Here is a 17752-nt window from a genome sequence, read left to right as displayed (position 1 = left end):
GCCTTGAACACGGAAATCCTGACACCCCCCCGATTGCATTCGTGCATCATCTAAAACGGTGTCTATGTGTGATGACCACAACAATCGCACCTCGGAGACCGCCGTTCGCATACTACACTCAGAAAGTAAGATGACGGTAATCGGGAGCGGGCGACTTCAGTTTTATTCTGCCCCTGACTTATCGTGCAAAATTCCTGGTGTTTTTATTTTGCCAGGCGAACCTGTAGTAGCAGAAAAGAGCGATCGTGGATTTACATTTGTGGCTTACCGGTCGGCAAAAAAGGATGGCCCCGTTCTAGGTTGGGTAAGAAGTGATCGCCTGAAGCACAACGGCCCAGGAGCCACTCCACGGCAGCCAGCCAATAACGAGCAGACCAAATGATGAACCTAATCCGCATCGGCGACGACACCGACCACGGCGGCAAGGTGGAAACGGGCTCCACGACCATGCGTTTCGATGGTCGCTATGTTGCTCGCAAGGGCGATCGCGTTTCTTGCCCGCAGCACCCCGACGTATCACCGAACCTCATTGAAGAGGGCGACTCATCGATAACGGACGACGGCATTCCGATCGCGCGCCACGGCCATCGCGCTACGTGCGGCTGTCATCTGATTTCGAGTCTGGTCTAATCCGCTTGCGGCGTTGCGCCGCATGCAGTTCAGTCGGAGCACCGAGAAGCGCGTCCGTCAGATCGAGCAACTCGATTCGTCGCGCGCCGGGAGGGCTGATGTAGGTCGCTTCTCATGAGTCAACGACCAAATTGAATGGGGCTACCGGCTGCGGTAACGCACCGAAGCGCCAAGGAAGCACATCGTCAGCGATATGGACCGATGTGGATGTGGATAAGAACCACCCACAGACGCCGGAAATAGAAAAGGACTTACACGCCGAAGCGATGTAAGTCCTTGAATTCTTTGGTAGGCCGTGCAGGATTCGAACCTGCGACCAACGGATTAAAAGTCCGCTGCTCTACCAACTGAGCTAACGACCCAAAGAGCAAAAGATTATAGCGACGGATTGTGGGTTCGTCAACAACCCGCCGCGATAATTATTTGATCGACTCGAGCTTACCCTGCGCCGTCTGCGCCGCGTTCGATCCCGCGTACTGCGACACGACCTGCTCGAACGTCTTCTTCGCGACCGCCTTCTGGCCTTGCTCGAGCTGGTTCGTGCCGATCGCCACGAGGGCGTCGGCGGCGCGCGGGTGCTGCGGGTACTTGCTCACGATCGCTTGCCACGTCGCCGTCGAACCGCGGTAGTCGCGCAGCGCGTATTGCGCATTGCCGAGCCAGTATTGCGCGGTCGGCTGGTACGGGCTCTGCGGATACTTCGCGATGAAGCTGCGGAACGAAGCCGCAGCCGCCTTGAAGTTGCCGTTGCGGAACTGCTGCTGCGCCGCGTTGAGCGCATCCGTTTCACCCGGCTGCACGGTGCCTTCCACGCCGTCGATCGTCTTCTGCTGCGGCTCGAACTTCTTGAGACGCGTGTCGAGATCTTCGTAGTACTCCTTCTGCTGCCGCTCGAGCGTCGTCAGCCGGTTCGTCAGATCCTCGTTCTCGCCGCGCAGCGTCGCGACCTGCTGGTTCAGCTGGTCGAGGCGGGCGGATTGATCGAGGATCGTACGCTGGGCGGCCGACAACTGGTTCGCCAGGTTGTCGCTCTTGCTGCGCAGATCGAGCACGGCGCGGCGTGCTTCGTTGTCGTCGAACATGCCGGCGTGCGCCGGCGCGGCCGACCACGCCGCGCCGACGACGCAGAACGCTGCGACCGCGCGCAGCCAGGTTACACGGTGCGTCATACAGCGATTCTTCCGTTACTTACTGTTGGTAGACGAGATCGGCGCGGCGGTTCTGCGCCCACGACGCTTCGTCGTGACCCGTTGCTTGCGGCTTTTCCTTGCCGAGGCTCACGGCTTCCATCTGCGAATCGGCAACGCCGAGCAGCGCGAGCGCGCGGCGCACCGCTTCCGCACGCTTCTGGCCCAGCGCGAGGTTGTACTCGCTCGTGCCGCGTTCGTCGGTATTGCCCTGGATCAGCACGTGGCGCTGCGGGTGGCTCTTCAGATACTGAGCGTGCTGTTGCAGCAGCGGCTGATACTCGTCCTTCACCGAATAGCTGTCGAAGTCGAAGTAGATGCTGCGCTTCGCGAGCGGGCTGTTCGGATCGTTCAGCGGATCGACGTTCACTTGCGCGACGTTGTCGGCGCTCGGTTGCGTGCTCATCGCACCGGCGTTTGCCTTGTCGTCGAGCTTCACACCCGACTTACACGCTGCGAGCGCGCCGATCATCATCACGGCCAGGGCCAGACGAACTTTTTTCGACATCATGGTTACTCTCCTTGTGGTCATTGCATGAAGGGCCCCCACGACGGCTCACGAACCGAGCCGCCCTGGACGGACAGAATCTGCGGCGGCGCACTGCCGTCGGAAGGCACCGCAGCGAGCACGTTGCGACCGCCCGACTGCGTGGCGTACAAAATGTACTGGCCGTTTGCCGCGAAGCTCGGCGATTCGTCGCGATTCGTATTGGTGATAGCGTTCGCCGCGCCGGTTTGCAGATCCTGAACGTACAGCTTGAAGCCCCCGCCCGTACGGGAGATGTAAGCGAGCAGCTTGCCGTCCGGGCTTACGCGCGGACTCGTGTTGTAGCTGCCGGTGAAGGTCACGCGCTGCGCCGCGCCGGCGCTTTCGCCTTGCGCGGGCATCCGATAGATCTGCGGCGCACCGCCGCGATCGCTCGTGAAGTAGATCCAGTGGCCGTCCGGCGAGTAGAACGGCTCGGTGTCGATCGAGCTGCTCTGCGTGAGACGGCGCAGCCCGCCGCCGTTCGAATTGACCGAGTAGATCTGCGTGTTGCCCGTCAGCGACAACGCGACCGCGAGCGTGTTGCCGTCCGGCGACCACGCCGGCGCGCTGTTGTTGCCCTTCTGGTCGGAGACCATGTAGCGGCGGCCGGTCGGCAGATCGTGGATGTAGACGATCGGCTTCTTGCGCTCGAACGACACGTACGCGACCTTCGTGCCGCTCGGCGACCACGCCGGCGAGATGATCGGCTCGGTGCTCGACAGCGCGATGCGCGCGTTCTGGCCGTCCGAGTCCGAAATCTGCAGCTGGTAGCGGTTGCCGGTCTTGATCACGTACGACAGACGCGTCGCGAACACGCCGCGCACGCCGAGCAGCTTCTGGTAGATGTAGTCGGCGATTTTGTGCCCGGCCGTGCGCAGCGTCGTGTCGTTGGCGCTGAGCGACAGGCCGCCGAGACTTTGCTGCTTCACGGTGTCGTACAGGATGAAGTTGATCTTGTACTGACCGTTGCCCTCGCGGTTCACGCTGCCCGCGACGAATGCGTTCGCACCTTTGGCCTTCCACGCGCCGAGATCGACCGAGGCCGTCTCGGGCACGGGCGTGCTGCCCGCGTCGATGTTGGTGAATTTGCCGCTGCGGGCAAGATCGGCACGGACGATCGACGTGACCTGCTGCGGCAGGCCTGCCTCATTCGCGAAGTTCGCGGTGGCGATGGGGAACTGGGTCGAACCGACGCCGGTGATCAGCACGTTGACCTGCGCGTTAGCGGCACTGCCGGCCGCAATCAGGCACGAGGCCACGAGTGCCCTGAAACCTAGCTTCGTCATCAAACTCATGCTTCTTGCTTCCCGTATGACATGGATCGCTGCGCAACCGCAGAGACTGTAAAAATACCCGATTCGTTCCCGTCGGACAGCGACGGCCGGAGTGTAAGCGCATTTCCCGTCACTCCGCCGCCTTGAAGGTAATCGTAATGTCCGACGGGGTACGACCGTTAGAATCGGGCGGCAACGGGACCGACGCCTGGATCGCATTGACCACGGCTTGATCCCACCCCGAATTTCCGCTCGAACGGCGGATCGATACGCTCAACACGTTACCCGACGGCGTGCAGCGGATCGCGACGACCGTCGTCAGGCCGGCACGCTCGCCGCCCCAGACGATATTCGGCTTCACGCGGCGGCGCACCTTGTCCGGATAGCCGGGCGATGCCGCATTGCCGCCGGCGCCCGAACCGGTGCCGCTCTTCGCGAGCCCTTCGCCGCCGCCTTCACCTGCACCGGCCAGGCCCTGCATCTGCGCGAGACGCGCGCGCCGTTCCTGGTCGAGCTTCGCCTTCGCGGCCGAATCGGCCTTCGCGCGCGCCGCTGCTTCGGCCTTCGCCTTTGCCGCGGCCTCCGCCTTGGCCTTCGCGGCCGCTTCCGCTTTCGCCTTGGCCGCCTGCTGCGCCTCGAGCTGCGCCTGCTTCTGCTGCTGGAGTTTCTGCTGTTCGAGCTTCTGCTGCTCGGCGAGCTGTTGTTGCTTGAGCTTCTCGGCCTGCTTCTGCTTTTCGCGTTCGGCCGCCTTCTGCGCGGCGAGCGCCGCCGCCTGCTGGGCCGCAAGCTGCTGGCGTCGCGCTTCCTCTTCCTCGCGTGCCTTTTGCTGCTGCGCGCGGCGCTGCTGCTCGAGCAGCGCTTCGCGTGCGGCCGCTTCCTGCTGACGCTTCTTCTGCTGAAGCGCGATGTCGGCCTGCTCGTCGCGAACCGGGGCAGGGGGCGGCGCGACCTTCGCAGGCGCCGGCGGTGTCACGACCGGACGCGGCGCCGCGACGTCGGGCACCTCCGTCCACAGTTCGGCTTCGGCGCCGGCCGGCGTGCTGTTTTGCCACTGCACGCCATGATAGAGAAACAGCGCGAGCAGCACATGCATCAGCGCGGCGAGCGCGAACGCGCGCCACGTGCCGCGCTCGCGCGGCGGCTGAGGCGGATAGGCGGTGCTGCGCGGGGATAACCGGTTCATTGCGATTTGACGAGGAGGCCGACGCGCTTGACGCCGCGCGCCTTCAGATCCGACATCACGGTCATGACTGCATCGTACTGCACGGTCTTGTCGGCTGCGATCACGACCGGCTGATCCGGGTGATCGGCCTGCCGGGCCGAAATGAAGCTGTCGAGCTCGGCCTTCGTCATCGTGTCTTCCTGCGTCGCGCCGGAGTCGCCCTTGTACTTGACGCTCATCGTGCGGTCGGCCTTGATGTTGACGACGACAGGCGGCGTCTGCTCCTGCGGCGCCGCGTTGCCGACGGTCGGCAGATTGATGATCGACGGGGCGACGAGCGGTGCCGTGACCATGAAGATCACGAGCAGCACGAGCATCACGTCGATGTACGGGACGACGTTGATGTCGGCCATCGCGCGGCGCGAGCGGCCGCCGCGCATGCTCGATCGAATGGGGGTGCCTGCCATCGCGTGCTCCTTACTGGGCCTGACGCTGGAGGATGTTCGAGAACTCTTCGATGAAGGTCTCGAAGCGGATCGCGAGGCGGTCGATGTCGTGCGCGTAGCGGTTGTATGCGACGACGGCCGGAATCGCGGCGAACAGGCCGATCGCGGTAGCGACGAGCGCCTCGGCGATGCCCGGCGCGACGTTCGCCAGCGTGGCCTGCTGTACGTTCGCGAGCCCGCGGAACGAGTTCATGATCCCCCAGACGGTGCCGAACAGACCGATATACGGGCTCACCGAGCCGACCGACGCGAGGAACGCGAGGTTCGATTCGAGCACGTCCATCTCGCGCTGGAACGATGCGCGCATTGCGCGCCGGGCGCCGTCGAGCACGAGGCCCGGATCGCTGAGACGCTTTTCCTTCGCCTTCAGGAACTCACGCATCCCCGACTCGAAGATCCGCTCGAGCGCACCGATCGTGTGGCGGTTGTTCGCGGCGCTCTGATAGAGCGCCTGCAGATCGCCGCCCGACCAGAAGTCCCGTTCGAAGCGCTCGGTCTGCGCGCGCGCGCGGCGGATTGCGAACCACTTGCGGAAGATGAAGGTCCACGACATCAGCGACAGCAGCAGCAGCAGCCCCATCACGGCCTGGGCCAGCACGCTCGCGTTGAGAACGAGGGAAATGATCGACAGGTCTTGAGAAGTGTTCATAGAGGTTTGAAGTAACGTCCCTTCGGGGTGCCCGGGGCGCCCGGTGTGCGTGCAGTGCGACGCGCCGGCGGGCGGGGCCGGAATGCGCCTGCCGCGCCTGAGGTCGAACCTTGCTTAGTATCGATTCAGAAAGGCGAGTTCATAGGCTTTGTCTAAACGGCGCTCATGCGAGCTTCGTTGACAGTTCGCCGGGCCCGGCATTCGCGACGGGCCCGCGTTGCAGCGCATCGAGCGCGGCCGGCGGGATCGCCGCGGGCCGGATGCCGGTGCGGTCGACGCAGCCGATGCGGATTTGCCCGGCGACGAGCAGCGTGTCGCCACGCCATGCTTCCTGTACGAATTCCACCGATGCGCGACCGATGCGTGCGGGACGGCTCGTGATCGTTAGCATGTCGTCGAGTCGCGCCGGCGCGCGGTAGTCGAGTGACGTGCTGCGGACGATGAAGAGCGCGCCCGTCTCGTCGGCGAGCCGACGCTGGTCGATACCGCACGCGCGCAGCCACTCGGTGCGGGCGCGCTCGAAGAATTTCAGGTAGTTGGCGTAGAAAACGATGCCGCCGGCATCGGTGTCCTCGTAGTACACGCGCACCGGCCAGGTAAAGCCGGAAGGCACGTCCGACGAGCGGGTAGGCTGAGTCATGGCGCGCATTCTACCGGAAGGGAAGGGTCCGATTCGCAACCGATTCGTAACGGAATGTAGTAGTCGCAGTACACCGCGGGCCGGCCGTCGGCCGGGCCCGCACGGCGGTTCAGCCGCGATGCACGGTCGGGCCGCCCGGCGCCTGCGCGATCGGCATCAGCTCGATCGCGTTGACGTTCACATGGGCGGGACGCGTCGCAATCCAGTACACGGTGTCGGCGATGTCCTCGGGCATCAGCGGCTGCACGTTCGCGTACACATTGGCGGCTTTTTCGTTGTCGCCGCGGTAGCGGACGTTCGAGAACTCGGTGCCGCCGCACAGGCCCGGCTCGATGTCGGTCACGCGCAGCGGCGTGCCGAGCAAATCGGCGCGCAGGTTCAGGCTGAATTGTCTGACGAAAGCCTTGGTCGCGCCGTACACATTGCCGCCGGCGTACGGGTAGGAGCCGGCGACGGAGCCGATGTTGAAGATGTGGCCGCGGCCGCGTTCGATCATGCCGGGCAGCAGCGCGTGCGTGACGGTGACGAGGCCCGTGCAGTTCGTGTCGATCATCGTGTGCCATTCGTCGAGGCTCGCCTTGTGGGCCGGTTCGACGCCGAGCGCGAGGCCCGCGTTGTTGACGAGCACGTCGAGCGCCGCGAACTCGGCGGGCAGGGCGGCCGGCACGGCTTCCACGGCCGCGCGGTCGCGCACGTCGAGCTCGAGCGGCAGCAGCGCATCGCCGAGCTCGGCGGCGAGCGCGTCGAGCCGCTCCTTGCGGCGCGCCGTGGCGACCACGCGGTGGCCGCCCTTGACGAAGGCACGGGCGATGGCGGCGCCGAAGCCGGCGGACGCGCCTGTGACGAACACGATCATTGCTGCTCCTGGTCGGTAAAAAAGTAGCGCGTAGTATCGCGCAAACGCGCCGGGATTGCCGCACCGCGACAACGGCGTCGCGTGCGCCGGACAAGGCGACTCGGTTCCGGCCCCGATTCTTCGTGCGGCCGGGGGCGCGGTTGCCTATTCATGGCGCATCCAATACACTAACGCGCTCATCACCCCTGCGTGACTGGCGATAGAACCCTCGGGTTCAAGGTGGAGCATCCCACCGTGAAGCGCAGGGCGCCGTTTTTGCCGTTCGCCTGGGCAGCCGTTGTGCGCCGTCGCGTGCATCGCCGGTGGCTGTCCTGCCTCGCGTCCCTCGGATTCTTCCGCCACGTCGAGCTGGTCCTGCCAGCAGCGCAGTGTACTCGGCCACCCGGTCAACCTGTACACACTTAACGGAAACCGTATGTTTGACAGAGCCCAAAGCACCATCGCGAACGTCGATCCCGAAGTCTTTGCAGCGATCGAGCAGGAAAACCGTCGCCAGGAAGAGCACATCGAGCTGATCGCGTCGGAAAACTACACGAGCCCGGCCGTGATGGCCGCGCAGGGCTCGCAGCTCACGAACAAGTACGCGGAAGGCTATCCGGGCAAGCGCTACTACGGCGGGTGCGAGTACGTCGACGTCGTCGAGCAGCTCGCGATCGACCGCGTCAAGCAACTGTTCGGCGCCGAAGCGGCCAACGTGCAGCCGAACTCCGGCTCGCAGGCGAACCAGGGCGTGTTCTTCGCGATGCTCAAGCCGGGCGACACGATCATGGGCATGAGCCTCGCGCACGGCGGCCACCTCACGCACGGCTCGCCGGTCAACATGTCGGGCAAGTGGTTCAACGTGGTCAGCTACGGGCTGAACGAGAACGAAGACATCGACTACGAAGCGGCCGAGAAGCTCGCGCAGGAGCACAAGCCGAAGCTGATCGTCGCGGGCGCGTCGGCGTTCGCGCTCAAGATCGACTTCGAGCGTCTGGCGAAGATCGCGAAGTCGGTCGGCGCATACCTGATGGTCGACATGGCGCACTACGCGGGGCTGATCGCCGCCGGCGTGTATCCGAACCCGGTGCCGCACGCCGACTTCGTCACGACGACCACGCACAAGAGCCTGCGCGGCCCGCGCGGCGGCGTGATCCTGATGAAGGCCGAGTACGAGAAGCAGATCAACTCGGCGATCTTCCCGGGCATCCAGGGCGGTCCGCTGATGCACGTGATCGCGGCGAAGGCCGTGGCGTTCAAGGAAGCGCTGTCGCCGGAGTTCAAGGCCTATCAGCAGAAGGTGGTCGAGAACGCACGCGTGCTGGCCGAGACGCTCGTCAAGCGCGGCCTGCGGATCGTGTCGGGCCGTACCGAAAGCCACGTGATGCTGGTCGACCTGCGTGCGAAGAACATCACCGGCAAGGCGGCGGAAGCCGCGCTGGGCGCCGCGCACATCACCGTGAACAAGAACGCCATTCCGAACGATCCGGAAAAGCCGTTCGTGACGAGCGGCATTCGTCTGGGCTCGCCGGCGATGACCACGCGCGGCTTCGGCCCGGCCGAAGCGGAGCAGGTCGGCAACCTGATCGCCGACGTGCTCGAGAACCCGGAAGACGCAGCGACGATCGAGCGCGTGCGTGCTCAGGTCGCCGAGCTGACCAAGCGCTTCCCGGTCTACCGCTGATCGACGATGCGCTGCCCGTTCTGCCGGCACGACGACACGCAGGTAGTTGACTCGCGTGTGTCCGAAGATGGCGCCGCGATTCGCCGGCGCCGTCGCTGCTCGGCTTGCGACAAGCGTTTCACGACGTACGAACGGGTCGAGCTGGCTCTGCCGTCCGTCGTGAAAAAGGACGGCAGCCGCACCGAATTCGACCGTCGCAAGATCGTCGCCAGCATGCAACTCGCGCTGCGCAAGCGGCCCGTTGCTGCGGATGCGATCGACGCGGCGGTCGCTCGCATCGAATATCAACTGCTCGCAACCGGCGAGCGTGAAGTCCGTAGCGAGAAGCTCGGCGAACTCGTGATGAACGAGTTGCGCGGCCTCGATACGATTGCCTATGTCCGCTTCGCATCGGTGTATCGCCGGTTCGAGGACGTGTCCGAATTTGCCGACGTGATCGAAGAGTTCCGTCGCGCCTCTCCCGCCAAGCCTCCCCGTAAGCGCTGACGCGCTGCGTCCGTTCATCGCCTCCTCCTGTCGTTCAGTTCGCGCCAATTGTGTCGGTTGCACGCGCTCGCCGTCAGTCGGCCGTTCGGCATATGGTGAGCGTCGCCGCACGTCGCTAGAGTCGTTGCATCACGTTGGCGGAGCGCGGCGATGGAACGGTGCGGGCAGGCAGGAATGAAAGGCGGGCGACACGTCGGCGGCTTCACGCTCGTCGAACTGATGGTCGCGATTGCGATTGCGGCCGGTCTCGGCCTCTACGCCGTGCCCGTCTTCGATCAGTGGCGGATGCGCGAGCGTGTCGATGCACGCGCTCGCACATTGCTCGGTGCGCTGTCGTTCGCGCGCGCCGAGGCAACGCGTCTCGGCGTCCGCGTCACGCTCTGTCGTGCCGACCGCAACGGCGCTTGTCTGCGCGCCGCGCAGCGCTGCGGGTCGGCCGAGTGGTCATGCGACTGGGTCGTCGCGGGCGAGCTCGAAGGCGCGTTGCGCGTGTTGCGGCGCTATCCGCAGGATCGGGAAATTGCCGTGGCGGGCGCCGCGCAGGAACTGGCTTTCGTGCCGCCCGCGGGGCAGGTGATCGGCGGAATCCGGCGCTTCGAATTGCGTCCGCGGCGCGATGTGCCGGCGCTCGATGGCGCGCGCCTGTCCCGCTGCGTGCGACTTGCGGCGGGCGGCCGCGCGCGCCTGTCGACCGGCCGGTGCGACGCGGCATGATCGCGGCGCGCAACCGGTCGCGCGGCACGTCGCTGCTCGAAGCGATGCTGGCGATCGCGCTGCTCGCGATCGTGATGCTGGCTGTGGCGGGCAGCCAGCTCGCGATGGCGCGTGCGCAGCGGGCGACGGTATGGCGCGAGCGTGCGCTGTGGCTTGCCGACGCGCGCCTCGAATATCGGCGTGCCGCTCGCGGCGCGGACGGTGGCGTCGCGACGTTGTCGGCTGCATCGTTGCCCGGCGGTTCGACTGCGATTGCGAGCGGGCCCGGCGGCGTGCAATTCGCGATCGTGGCCTGGCGCGGCGAGCGTACCGTAGCGCCTTCGCAGGCGCAGTGCGGGAACGCGATTCCCTCGGCGCAGCCGCCATCATGCGTGCGCATTCCGTTTCGGGAGGTCGATGCGGATGAACGCTGAACGCCGGATGCGTGCGCATACGCTGCTCGAAGTGCTGATCGCGATGCTCGTCGGACTGCTCGTGCTGGCCGCAGCCGGTGCGCTGTACCACGCTCAGCGCATCGCGCAGCGGCGCGCAGACGATGCATTCGCGTTGCGCGATGCGGCGGGAACCGCGCTGATGCTGATCGGCCAGCAAGTCCAGATGGCCGGGTTTCGTCCGCTCGACCTCGGCGCATCGTCGTCTGCGTCGCCGTGGTCGCCGGTGTTCGGCTGTGCGTCCGCGCGCATGCGAGGCGACGCTGCGCAACTGCAGTGCGATTCCGTCCGGCAATCGTCCGACGCGCTGCTCGTGCGCTATATCGGCGATGCCGTATCGACATGGCCGACTGCGAGCAGGCACGTGTCCGATTGTCTGGGGCAGGGTGTCGGGACGCCGGGCGAACGGCCGCTCGTCGCCAATCGTTTCGACGCACACGTCAGCCCTTCGACCGGCGAACCGGAACTGTACTGCGAGGGTAGCGGCCGGGCCGGCGTCCCTCAACCGGTGGTGTCCGGTATCGAGCAGTTGCGCGTGCGCTATCTGCGGCGCGGCGATACGCAGTTCGTCCGTGCGGATGTCATGCGGGCGGACGATTGGCGCAACGTCGTCGCCGTACATTTATGCGTGCAGGCGCGCGGCGAAGCGATGCATGCGCGCGTTCGGTACACCGATTGTGACGAACGCGTATCCGTGGCGCGCGACGGGCGCGCGCGTGTCGCGTTGCACCGCATCGTCGCGCTGCGCAATGCGTCCGTGCGGTCCGACGATAGAGCGTCGCCCGCTGGACCTGCACGCGAGGACTCGCAATGACGCCCGGGGCAACGAGTACGCGGTCTGGTGCGGGGCGCGGTCGCGGTTCCCGGCATCGCGACGCCGGGCTCGCGCTGCCTGCCGTGATGGCGGTGAGTGCAGCGGTCGCAGCGTTGACCGCCATCTGGTTCGAATCCGCGTTGACGGAGTCGCGTCGCACGCGCGCGCTGTCCGACCGCTTGATCGCGTTCCATGCGGCCGATGCTGCGCTCGGCGCGTGTACCGCCGCGTTGTTGCGCGGTACTGCACGCTACTCGAGCGCACACGCGTCGCGGGGTGAACTGCAAGGTGAGCCGCACGGCCAGCCTCAACGCGAGCCGACCATGTGGCAACGCATGCCGGCGCTCGCGCATCCCGACACGTTCCAGCCATTTGCCGATTGGCCGATGGCCGAGCAGCCGCCGCGTTGCCTGATCGAGGCGTGGCCCGATGCCGATCCGCCGGACGGTCGCGCTTATCTGATCACCGCACGCGGCGTCGGCGCGAAGCCGTCGAGCGCGGTCTGGCTGCAAACGCAGCTCGCCGTGCGCGGAGGCCGTGTCGTCGCGCAACGCTGGCGTCGCGTTGCGGCGCTGCATCGATGAGCGAGCATGCATATGGCACGACGAACGGGATTTACGTTGCTGGAGCTGATGATCGTGCTCGCGATCGTCGGCTTGTTTGCCGGATGGGGCATTCCGTCGTATCGCGAACATATGGCGCGCGTTCATCGCGCGTCCGCGGTATCGGCGCTCTATCGGGCGGCGCATTATCTCGAGACCGAGACGCTCGACGTCGGGCTGCCGCGTACGGTGCCGGAAGCACTCGCGCACGCACCTCCGGACGGCCGTCCCGTCTATCGGATCGCGTTACGCCCGCCGCAACAGGGCGACGCCGCTGCGGCCGCTGATGAACTGAACGCAATGCCGCTCGACACTGGGCCGATGCGCGACGATGCATGCGGCACATTCATCTTGCGTTCGGACGGGACGAAGGGAAACCGGAAGCGCGACGGCACCGACGAATGGGAACCCGCCTGTTGGGGCGTACGTTGAACGCGATCAAGATGCGCAGCGCGACGAATGCGTCCGACGCGCATGCCCGATCGCCGCGCCGGACTCAGTCGCGCAACGTATCGACCTGGCGTTCGCCGCGCGACTGCTTCCAGATCCGATACGCTTCCCACGCGGCGAAGCCGAGCGTGCCCCACTTCAACGCCGGGCCGGCGCTTGCGCGCAATAGCGAGCGCATCGGTTTCGCGAGCACGAGCGATGCGACCGAGCTCAGCATCGGATACTGGTTCAGGAGATTGCCGAGGCTCGCGTTCAGCGTTTTCGCGGAATGGCTGAACTTGCCGCTCGACAGGCCAGGGATGAATACCTTGAGCCAGCTGAAGCGCGTGACCGCGTGCCGCATTTCGGATGCGGCCTGCGCGAGCTCGAGCCGTTCGACTTCGGATTGCAGGATCAGCAGCTCCTTGCGGAGCGCACGACGTTGCGCGGCGTTCCATTTCGACCGCGACGAAGGAGGGCGGCGTGTGCCCGTGTCATTCTGGTTCATGGCGCGTCGGCGAAGTGGGTGACGAGGATGAACGCGCGAGCGTTCACGACTTGCCGCGGAACAGCTCGCGGTCTTTCTCGAGTTCGGCCAGCGTCGCGTCGAACACGGTCGGCGCATCGCGCAGGCCCGAGCGCGCCTTCAGCGCACAGACGATGCCGCCGATCGCGTACAGCGCGGTGATCCCGGCGAGCGATTGCCAGCGGTACGTGTCCCAGAACGCGATCGCGATCAGCACGGTCAGGCTGATGAGCGCCATCGTCGCGAGCATCATCGCCGCGAGCCCGAGGAACAGCACGCCCATCAGGCGTTCCTTCTCCTCGGCCAGCTCGATGCCGACGAGCTCGAGACGCGTTTGCAGGAGGGCGATCGCCGAGCCGACGAGGCGGCGCAGCGGTCCGTGGCCGGACGCCTGCGAGGTGGTGTCTGTCGTCATGGATGATTGGCTTGCGCGTGCAATAGGCGGCTGGGACCGAGCCGGCCGGCGGCGAACCGCCGGCCGGGCTTCGGCATCCTGCGGGCCGCCGGGCGGCCCGCGAGACGGAACGGCGCGCGTTACTTGCGGTTAATCAGCAGACCGATCAGCACGCCGACGCCGGCCGCGATACCGATCGAGGTCCACGGATGCTCATGCACGTAGTCGTCGGTCGCGCGCGCGGCCTTCTTGCCTTTCTCGACCACGACGACCTGGACGTCGGCTGCCTTTTCCTTGGCCTGCTTCAGGCGAGACATGGCCTTCTCGCGCAGCTCGGCCGCACGGTCGCCCGTGCTGCTCGCGGCTTGCTTGAGCAGGTCTTCGGCGTCCGCGAGAACGGTTTTGATATCCGACATCAGTTTCTCCTTGTTGATTTCCGACATTGCAACTCCCTTCGTGCTGTCATGCTGCAGGTTCACATCGTAGCGAAACGCCTGCTTGCTGGCGAGCCGGGAAGACGCACTGCGGCAGTGCCAGACCGAATGGTAAACGACTCGTAATCCCTAACAGAGCGGCAAGCAACCGAAAAAGTTTCGCCAGCACCCGCGATCGTCGTCCGACCGATCGAAAAAATGACAAAAAGATATGAATATCAAACGTAATAATCGTTCGCATGGCCCATTGCTTCCCGTAAGCTGATGGACTGTCCCGCGCCGACCGCGCGCGGTTTCAACTTGCATCGTTCGAGGAGGGAACACCATGAGTCTGCGTCTTGGCGACATCGCACCGGATTTCGAGCAGGAATCGAGCCTGGGCCCGATCAAGTTTCACGAGTGGCTCGGCGATAGCTGGGGTGTCCTGTTCTCCCATCCGGCCGACTACACGCCGGTGTGCACGACGGAACTCGGGCTGACCGCGAAGCTGAAGGACGAATTCGCGAAACGCAACGTGAAGGTGATCGCGCTGTCGGTCGACGGCGTCGAATCGCACAAAGGCTGGATCAACGACATCAACGAAACGCAGTCGACGGTCGTCGGTTTCCCGATCATCGCCGATGCGGATCGCAAGGTCTCGCAGCTGTACGACATGATTCATCCGAACGCGAACGAGACGCTGACGGTGCGCTCGCTGTTCGTGATCGATCCGAACAAGAAGGTGCGGCTGATCATCACGTATCCGGCCAGCACCGGCCGCAATTTCGACGAAGTGCTGCGCGTGATCGACTCGCTGCAACTGACCGACAACTACAAGGTCGCGACGCCCGGCAACTGGAAGGACGGCGACGACGTCGTGATCGTGCCGTCGCTGCAGGATCCGGAAGAACTGAAGAAGCGCTTCCCGAAGGGCTTCAACGCGGTGCGTCCGTATCTGCGTCTGACGCCGCAGCCGAACAAGTAAAGCCATCGTCGCCCGCCGTATCGGCGGCATGCGCAAACGGCCCGCCCGGCAGTCATGCCGGCGGGCCGTGTCGTTTCCGCCCATCGCGTGTAATACGGACACGCTGCGCCGATTGCTCAGAAGAATGCCTGGATGCCGGTTTGCGCGCGGCCGAGAATCAGTGCGTGGATGTCGTGCGTGCCTTCATACGTATTGACCACTTCGAGGTTGACGAGGTGGCGCGCGACGCCGAATTCGTCCGAGATGCCGTTGCCGCCGAGCATGTCGCGCGCGAGCCGCGCGATGTCGAGCGCCTTGCCGCACGAATTGCGTTTCATGATCGACGTGATTTCGACCGCCGCCGTGCCTTCGTCCTTCATCCGGCCCAGCCGCAGCACGCCTTGCAGGCCGAGCGTGATTTCGGTCTGCATGTCGGCAAGCTTTTTCTGAATCAGCTGATTCGCGGCGAGCGGGCGACCGAACTGCTTGCGATCGAGCACGTACTGGCGCGCGGTATGCCAGCACGATTCCGCGGCGCCGAGCGCGCCCCATGCGATCCCGTAGCGCGCCGAGTTCAGGCAGGTGAACGGCCCGCGCAGGCCGCTGACGTTCGGCATCAGGTTTTCCTCGGGCACGAACACCTCGTCGAGCACGATCTCGCCCGTGATCGACGCGCGCAGCCCGACCTTGCCGTGGATCGCCGGCGCCGACAGCCCTTTCCAGCCCTTCTCGAGGATGAAGCCGCGGATCGTATCCTTGCCGTCCTCGTCGAGCTTCGCCCAGACGACGAACACGTCGGCGATCGGCGAGTTCGTGATCCACATCTTCGCGCCCGACAGCGAGTACCCGCCCGGCACCTTCTTCGCGCGCGTGACCATGCTCCCCGGGTCCGAGCCGTGGTTCGGCTCGGTCAGCCCGAAGCAGCCGATCCACTCGCCGGTCGCGAGCTTCGGCAGATATTTCTCCTTCTGCGCGTCGGAGCCGAACTCGTAGATCGGCACCATCACGAGCGACGACTGCACGGACATCATCGACCGATAGCCCGAATCGACACGCTCAACCTCGCGCGCGATCAGCCCGTAGCTCACGTAGTTCAGCCCGGGGCCGCCGTATTGCTCGGGAATCGTCGGGCCGAGCAGGCCGACTTCGCCCATCTCGCGAAAGATCGCGGCATCGGTGCGCTCGTGGCGAAACGCCTCGGTGACGCGCGGCGCGAGCTTGTCCTGCGCATACGCGTGCGCGGCGTCGCGCACCATGCGCTCGTCCTCGGTCAGTTGCTGATCGAGCAGCAGCGGATCGTCCCAATGAAAAGTTGCGGCGCTCATCGTGTCATCTCCTCACTTGACTGGAGTTCCGCTATGCGGAACAATGTTTTGCAAATTGATCCCAGTGTAGCATCGGATGACACTTTCAACCATCGACGACACCGCGATCGACGAGCGCAAGTTCGTCGTCGCGCTCGCGCGCGGGCTCGACTTGCTGCGCGCGTTCCGGCCCGGCGAGACGATGCTCGGCAATCGCGACTTCGCGGAGCGCACCGGCTTGCCGAAGGCGACCGTGAACCGGCTCGCGTATACGCTGACGGTGCTCGGCTATCTGCGCTACGACGAGACGCTGGGCAAGTATGCGCTCGACGCCGGCGTGCTGTCGCTCGGCTATGCGCTGCTGTCGGGCGCCGGCACGATCGACCTCGCGCGGCCGCACATGCAGGCGCTCGCACGCGAGATCGGCGCGGCCGTGTCGCTCGGCTGCCGGGACGGGCTCGACATGATCTACCTGGAGACGATCCGCAGCGAAACGGCGCTGACGCTCGGGCTGGCGCCCGGGTCGCGGCTGTCGATGCTGACGAGTTCGATGGGCCGCGCCTATCTGGCCGTCCAGCCCGACGACGTGCGGCGCGCGCTGTACGCGGAACTGCACAAGGCGGCCGGCGGCGCGGACGATGCGGATGCGCTGGTCGCCGCGGCGCAGGCGGCGGTCGCCGAATTTCCGGAAAGCGGCTGCTGCTATTCGTTCCGCGCATGGCACGCGGACGTCAATGCGGCGGCCGTGCCGTTTCGCGAACCGCGCGAAGGGCGCTGGCTGATTCTCAGTTGCAGCGGGCCGGCGTCGTCGATGGGCGAGGAGGTGTTCCGCACGCAGGTCGGGCCGAAGCTGAGGGCGCTCGCGCAGCGGCTCGGGCAGACGCTCTGACGAACGGCCGCGTGAGACCGCGGCGGCGCCGTTCGGCGGCAGATCGGCGAAATCGGCAGACGCGCCCGGCCCGCGGTTGCGGACCGAGCGGACCGCGCTCATCATCGTTCGTCCGTCTACCGACTTCGACGACGAGGAACACGATGACTGCATCCCACACGCTCGACGGCGGCTGCGCATGCGGCGCGATCCGCTACCGGATCGCCGGTGTGCCGACCGACGCCGGCTTCTGCCATTGCCGGCTCTGTCAACGAACGACCGGCGCGGCGGTCGTCGCGTCCGCATCGGTGCCGATCGGCGCGTTCGCATATCCGCAGGGCGAGCCGGTCGTCTATGCGTCGAGTGCGTGGGGCGAGCGGCGTTTCTGCGGCCGTTGCGGCGCGCAGCTCGAGTACCGGCGCCGCGACGCGCCGCAGACGGTCGAAATCAACACGGCGACGCTCGACGATCCGTCGCCGCTGCAGCCGCGCTGGCACGTCTGGTATGCGGACCGGTTTCCCGGCATCGAGATCGGCGACGATCTGCCGAAGTACGCGGACGGCGGCCGCGACTGACACGGCCGCGCGACGCGCTCGATTCGCGCGCGGCGATCGGCGAAACGCACCGGCAACACCCATTGCGGAAACCCGTCGGCAACGCGCGAGCGGCCGGCAGGCCGCGGCCCGCGCCCGCGCCCGCGCCCGCGCCCGC

At 65.8% G+C, this 17752-nt stretch carries 23 protein-coding genes, 1 tRNA gene and 1 riboswitch; of the genes, 11 read left to right on the top strand and 13 right to left on the bottom strand.

The features are described from left to right. Positions 1–378: 378 nt before the first annotated feature. Positions 379–630, top strand: a complete 252-nt coding sequence (locus tag HMPREF3115_RS13905; RefSeq protein WP_006409345.1) for a PAAR domain-containing protein — start codon at positions 379–381, stop codon at positions 628–630. A gap of 286 nt (positions 631–916) precedes the next feature. Here HMPREF3115_RS13905 and HMPREF3115_RS13900 read toward each other — a convergent pair. From HMPREF3115_RS13900 to HMPREF3115_RS13860, 9 genes are all read right to left on the bottom strand, one after another. Then, positions 917–992 (bottom strand) — tRNA-Lys (locus HMPREF3115_RS13900). Positions 993–1049: 57 nt separating this feature from the next. Further along, on the bottom strand, positions 1050–1799 hold the full coding sequence (gene ybgF, locus HMPREF3115_RS13895) for a tol-pal system protein YbgF (protein ID WP_070554792.1): 750 nt from the start codon (positions 1797–1799) through the stop codon (positions 1050–1052). Positions 1800–1818: 19 nt separating this feature from the next. Next, positions 1819–2328, bottom strand: coding sequence for a peptidoglycan-associated lipoprotein Pal (gene pal, locus HMPREF3115_RS13890; RefSeq protein WP_006401573.1), 510 nt, complete (start codon positions 2326–2328; stop codon positions 1819–1821). A 17-nt stretch (positions 2329–2345) separates the two neighbouring features. Next, positions 2346–3641 (bottom strand): Tol-Pal system beta propeller repeat protein TolB, encoded by a 1296-nt coding sequence (tolB, locus tag HMPREF3115_RS13885; protein ID WP_006401572.1) that lies wholly within the window; start codon positions 3639–3641, stop codon positions 2346–2348. Between the two features lie 109 nt (positions 3642–3750). Further along, positions 3751–4803 carry a cell envelope integrity protein TolA gene (tolA, locus tag HMPREF3115_RS13880; RefSeq protein ID WP_006406396.1) on the bottom strand — a complete coding sequence of 351 codons (1053 nt, stop codon included), beginning with the start codon at positions 4801–4803 and terminating at the stop codon, positions 3751–3753. Further along, entirely contained in the window at positions 4800–5249 is a 450-nt protein-coding gene (tolR, locus tag HMPREF3115_RS13875; protein WP_006401570.1) for a protein TolR, read from the bottom strand. The genes tolA and tolR overlap by 4 nt, the downstream gene beginning before the upstream one ends. Before the next feature lie 10 nt (positions 5250–5259). Further along, positions 5260–5937 carry a protein TolQ gene (gene tolQ / locus HMPREF3115_RS13870; protein WP_006401569.1) on the bottom strand — a complete coding sequence of 226 codons (678 nt, stop codon included), beginning with the start codon at positions 5935–5937 and terminating at the stop codon, positions 5260–5262. A 163-nt stretch (positions 5938–6100) separates the two neighbouring features. Next, positions 6101–6586 carry a tol-pal system-associated acyl-CoA thioesterase gene (gene ybgC / locus HMPREF3115_RS13865; protein ID WP_012467499.1) on the bottom strand — a complete coding sequence of 162 codons (486 nt, stop codon included), beginning with the start codon at positions 6584–6586 and terminating at the stop codon, positions 6101–6103. A gap of 100 nt (positions 6587–6686) precedes the next feature. Then, entirely contained in the window at positions 6687–7433 is a 747-nt protein-coding gene (locus HMPREF3115_RS13860) for an SDR family NAD(P)-dependent oxidoreductase (protein WP_006401567.1), read from the bottom strand. A gap of 179 nt (positions 7434–7612) precedes the next feature. After that, positions 7613–7712, top strand: a riboswitch (ZMP/ZTP riboswitch). A gap of 136 nt (positions 7713–7848) precedes the next feature. Here HMPREF3115_RS13860 and glyA point away from each other — a divergent pair. The 7 genes from glyA to HMPREF3115_RS13825 all read left to right on the top strand — a co-directional run bounded on the left by glyA (position 7849) and on the right by HMPREF3115_RS13825 (position 12575). Beyond that, entirely contained in the window at positions 7849–9096 is a 1248-nt protein-coding gene (gene glyA, locus HMPREF3115_RS13855) for a serine hydroxymethyltransferase (protein ID WP_006401565.1), read from the top strand. Between the two features lie 6 nt (positions 9097–9102). Continuing rightward, a complete protein-coding gene (gene nrdR, locus HMPREF3115_RS13850) occupies positions 9103–9582 on the top strand; it encodes a transcriptional regulator NrdR (RefSeq protein WP_006401564.1) in 480 nt (159 codons plus the stop codon). Between the two features lie 150 nt (positions 9583–9732). Continuing rightward, positions 9733–10296 carry a GspH/FimT family pseudopilin gene (locus tag HMPREF3115_RS13845; RefSeq protein WP_070554790.1) on the top strand — a complete coding sequence of 188 codons (564 nt, stop codon included), beginning with the start codon at positions 9733–9735 and terminating at the stop codon, positions 10294–10296. Beyond that, positions 10293–10709: a type IV pilus modification PilV family protein gene (locus HMPREF3115_RS13840; RefSeq protein ID WP_006401561.1), complete on the top strand. Its 417-nt coding sequence runs from the start codon at positions 10293–10295 to the stop codon at positions 10707–10709. The genes HMPREF3115_RS13845 and HMPREF3115_RS13840 overlap by 4 nt, the downstream gene beginning before the upstream one ends. Next, positions 10699–11541, top strand: a complete 843-nt coding sequence (locus HMPREF3115_RS13835) for a type IV pilus assembly protein (protein WP_070554788.1) — start codon at positions 10699–10701, stop codon at positions 11539–11541. The genes HMPREF3115_RS13840 and HMPREF3115_RS13835 overlap by 11 nt, the downstream gene beginning before the upstream one ends. Before the next feature lie 86 nt (positions 11542–11627). After that, positions 11628–12125, top strand: coding sequence for a pilus assembly PilX family protein (locus HMPREF3115_RS13830; protein WP_070554786.1), 498 nt, complete (start codon positions 11628–11630; stop codon positions 12123–12125). Between the two features lie 6 nt (positions 12126–12131). Continuing rightward, a complete protein-coding gene (locus HMPREF3115_RS13825) occupies positions 12132–12575 on the top strand; it encodes a type IV pilin protein (protein ID WP_070554784.1) in 444 nt (147 codons plus the stop codon). A 64-nt stretch (positions 12576–12639) separates the two neighbouring features. Here the strand turns inward: HMPREF3115_RS13825 and HMPREF3115_RS13820 are convergent, their stop codons facing one another. The 3 genes from HMPREF3115_RS13820 to HMPREF3115_RS13810 form a co-directional block, all read right to left on the bottom strand. After that, the gene (locus HMPREF3115_RS13820) at positions 12640–13080 is read right to left on the bottom strand and encodes a DUF3318 domain-containing protein (RefSeq protein ID WP_006401557.1); all 441 of its coding nucleotides are present in this window, start codon (positions 13078–13080) and stop codon (positions 12640–12642) included. Between the two features lie 43 nt (positions 13081–13123). After that, positions 13124–13513 carry a phage holin family protein gene (locus HMPREF3115_RS13815; RefSeq protein ID WP_006401556.1) on the bottom strand — a complete coding sequence of 130 codons (390 nt, stop codon included), beginning with the start codon at positions 13511–13513 and terminating at the stop codon, positions 13124–13126. Between the two features lie 119 nt (positions 13514–13632). Beyond that, positions 13633–13935 (bottom strand): ElaB/YgaM/YqjD family protein, encoded by a 303-nt coding sequence (locus tag HMPREF3115_RS13810; RefSeq protein ID WP_006401555.1) that lies wholly within the window; start codon positions 13933–13935, stop codon positions 13633–13635. A gap of 316 nt (positions 13936–14251) precedes the next feature. Between HMPREF3115_RS13810 and HMPREF3115_RS13805 the strand changes: the two genes are divergently transcribed. Further along, entirely contained in the window at positions 14252–14890 is a 639-nt protein-coding gene (locus tag HMPREF3115_RS13805) for a peroxiredoxin (protein ID WP_006401554.1), read from the top strand. Between the two features lie 116 nt (positions 14891–15006). Here HMPREF3115_RS13805 and HMPREF3115_RS13800 read toward each other — a convergent pair whose 3' ends face one another. Next, positions 15007–16194, bottom strand: coding sequence for an acyl-CoA dehydrogenase (locus HMPREF3115_RS13800; protein WP_006401553.1), 1188 nt, complete (start codon positions 16192–16194; stop codon positions 15007–15009). 76 nt (positions 16195–16270) lie between these two features. On the opposite strand from HMPREF3115_RS13800, the gene HMPREF3115_RS13795 reads away from it, so the two are divergent. Both HMPREF3115_RS13795 and HMPREF3115_RS13790 read left to right on the top strand, forming a co-directional pair. Next, a complete protein-coding gene (locus HMPREF3115_RS13795) occupies positions 16271–17062 on the top strand; it encodes an IclR family transcriptional regulator (protein WP_006406388.1) in 792 nt (263 codons plus the stop codon). A gap of 143 nt (positions 17063–17205) precedes the next feature. Continuing rightward, positions 17206–17616, top strand: coding sequence for a GFA family protein (locus HMPREF3115_RS13790; RefSeq protein ID WP_070554783.1), 411 nt, complete (start codon positions 17206–17208; stop codon positions 17614–17616). Positions 17617–17752 lie beyond the last annotated feature (136 nt).

The sequence above is a fragment of the Burkholderia sp. HMSC10F09 genome, assembly GCF_001806955.1.
GTDB lineage: Bacteria > Pseudomonadota > Gammaproteobacteria > Burkholderiales > Burkholderiaceae > Burkholderia > Burkholderia multivorans.
This window is presented reverse-complemented; position numbering and strand designations above follow the sequence as displayed.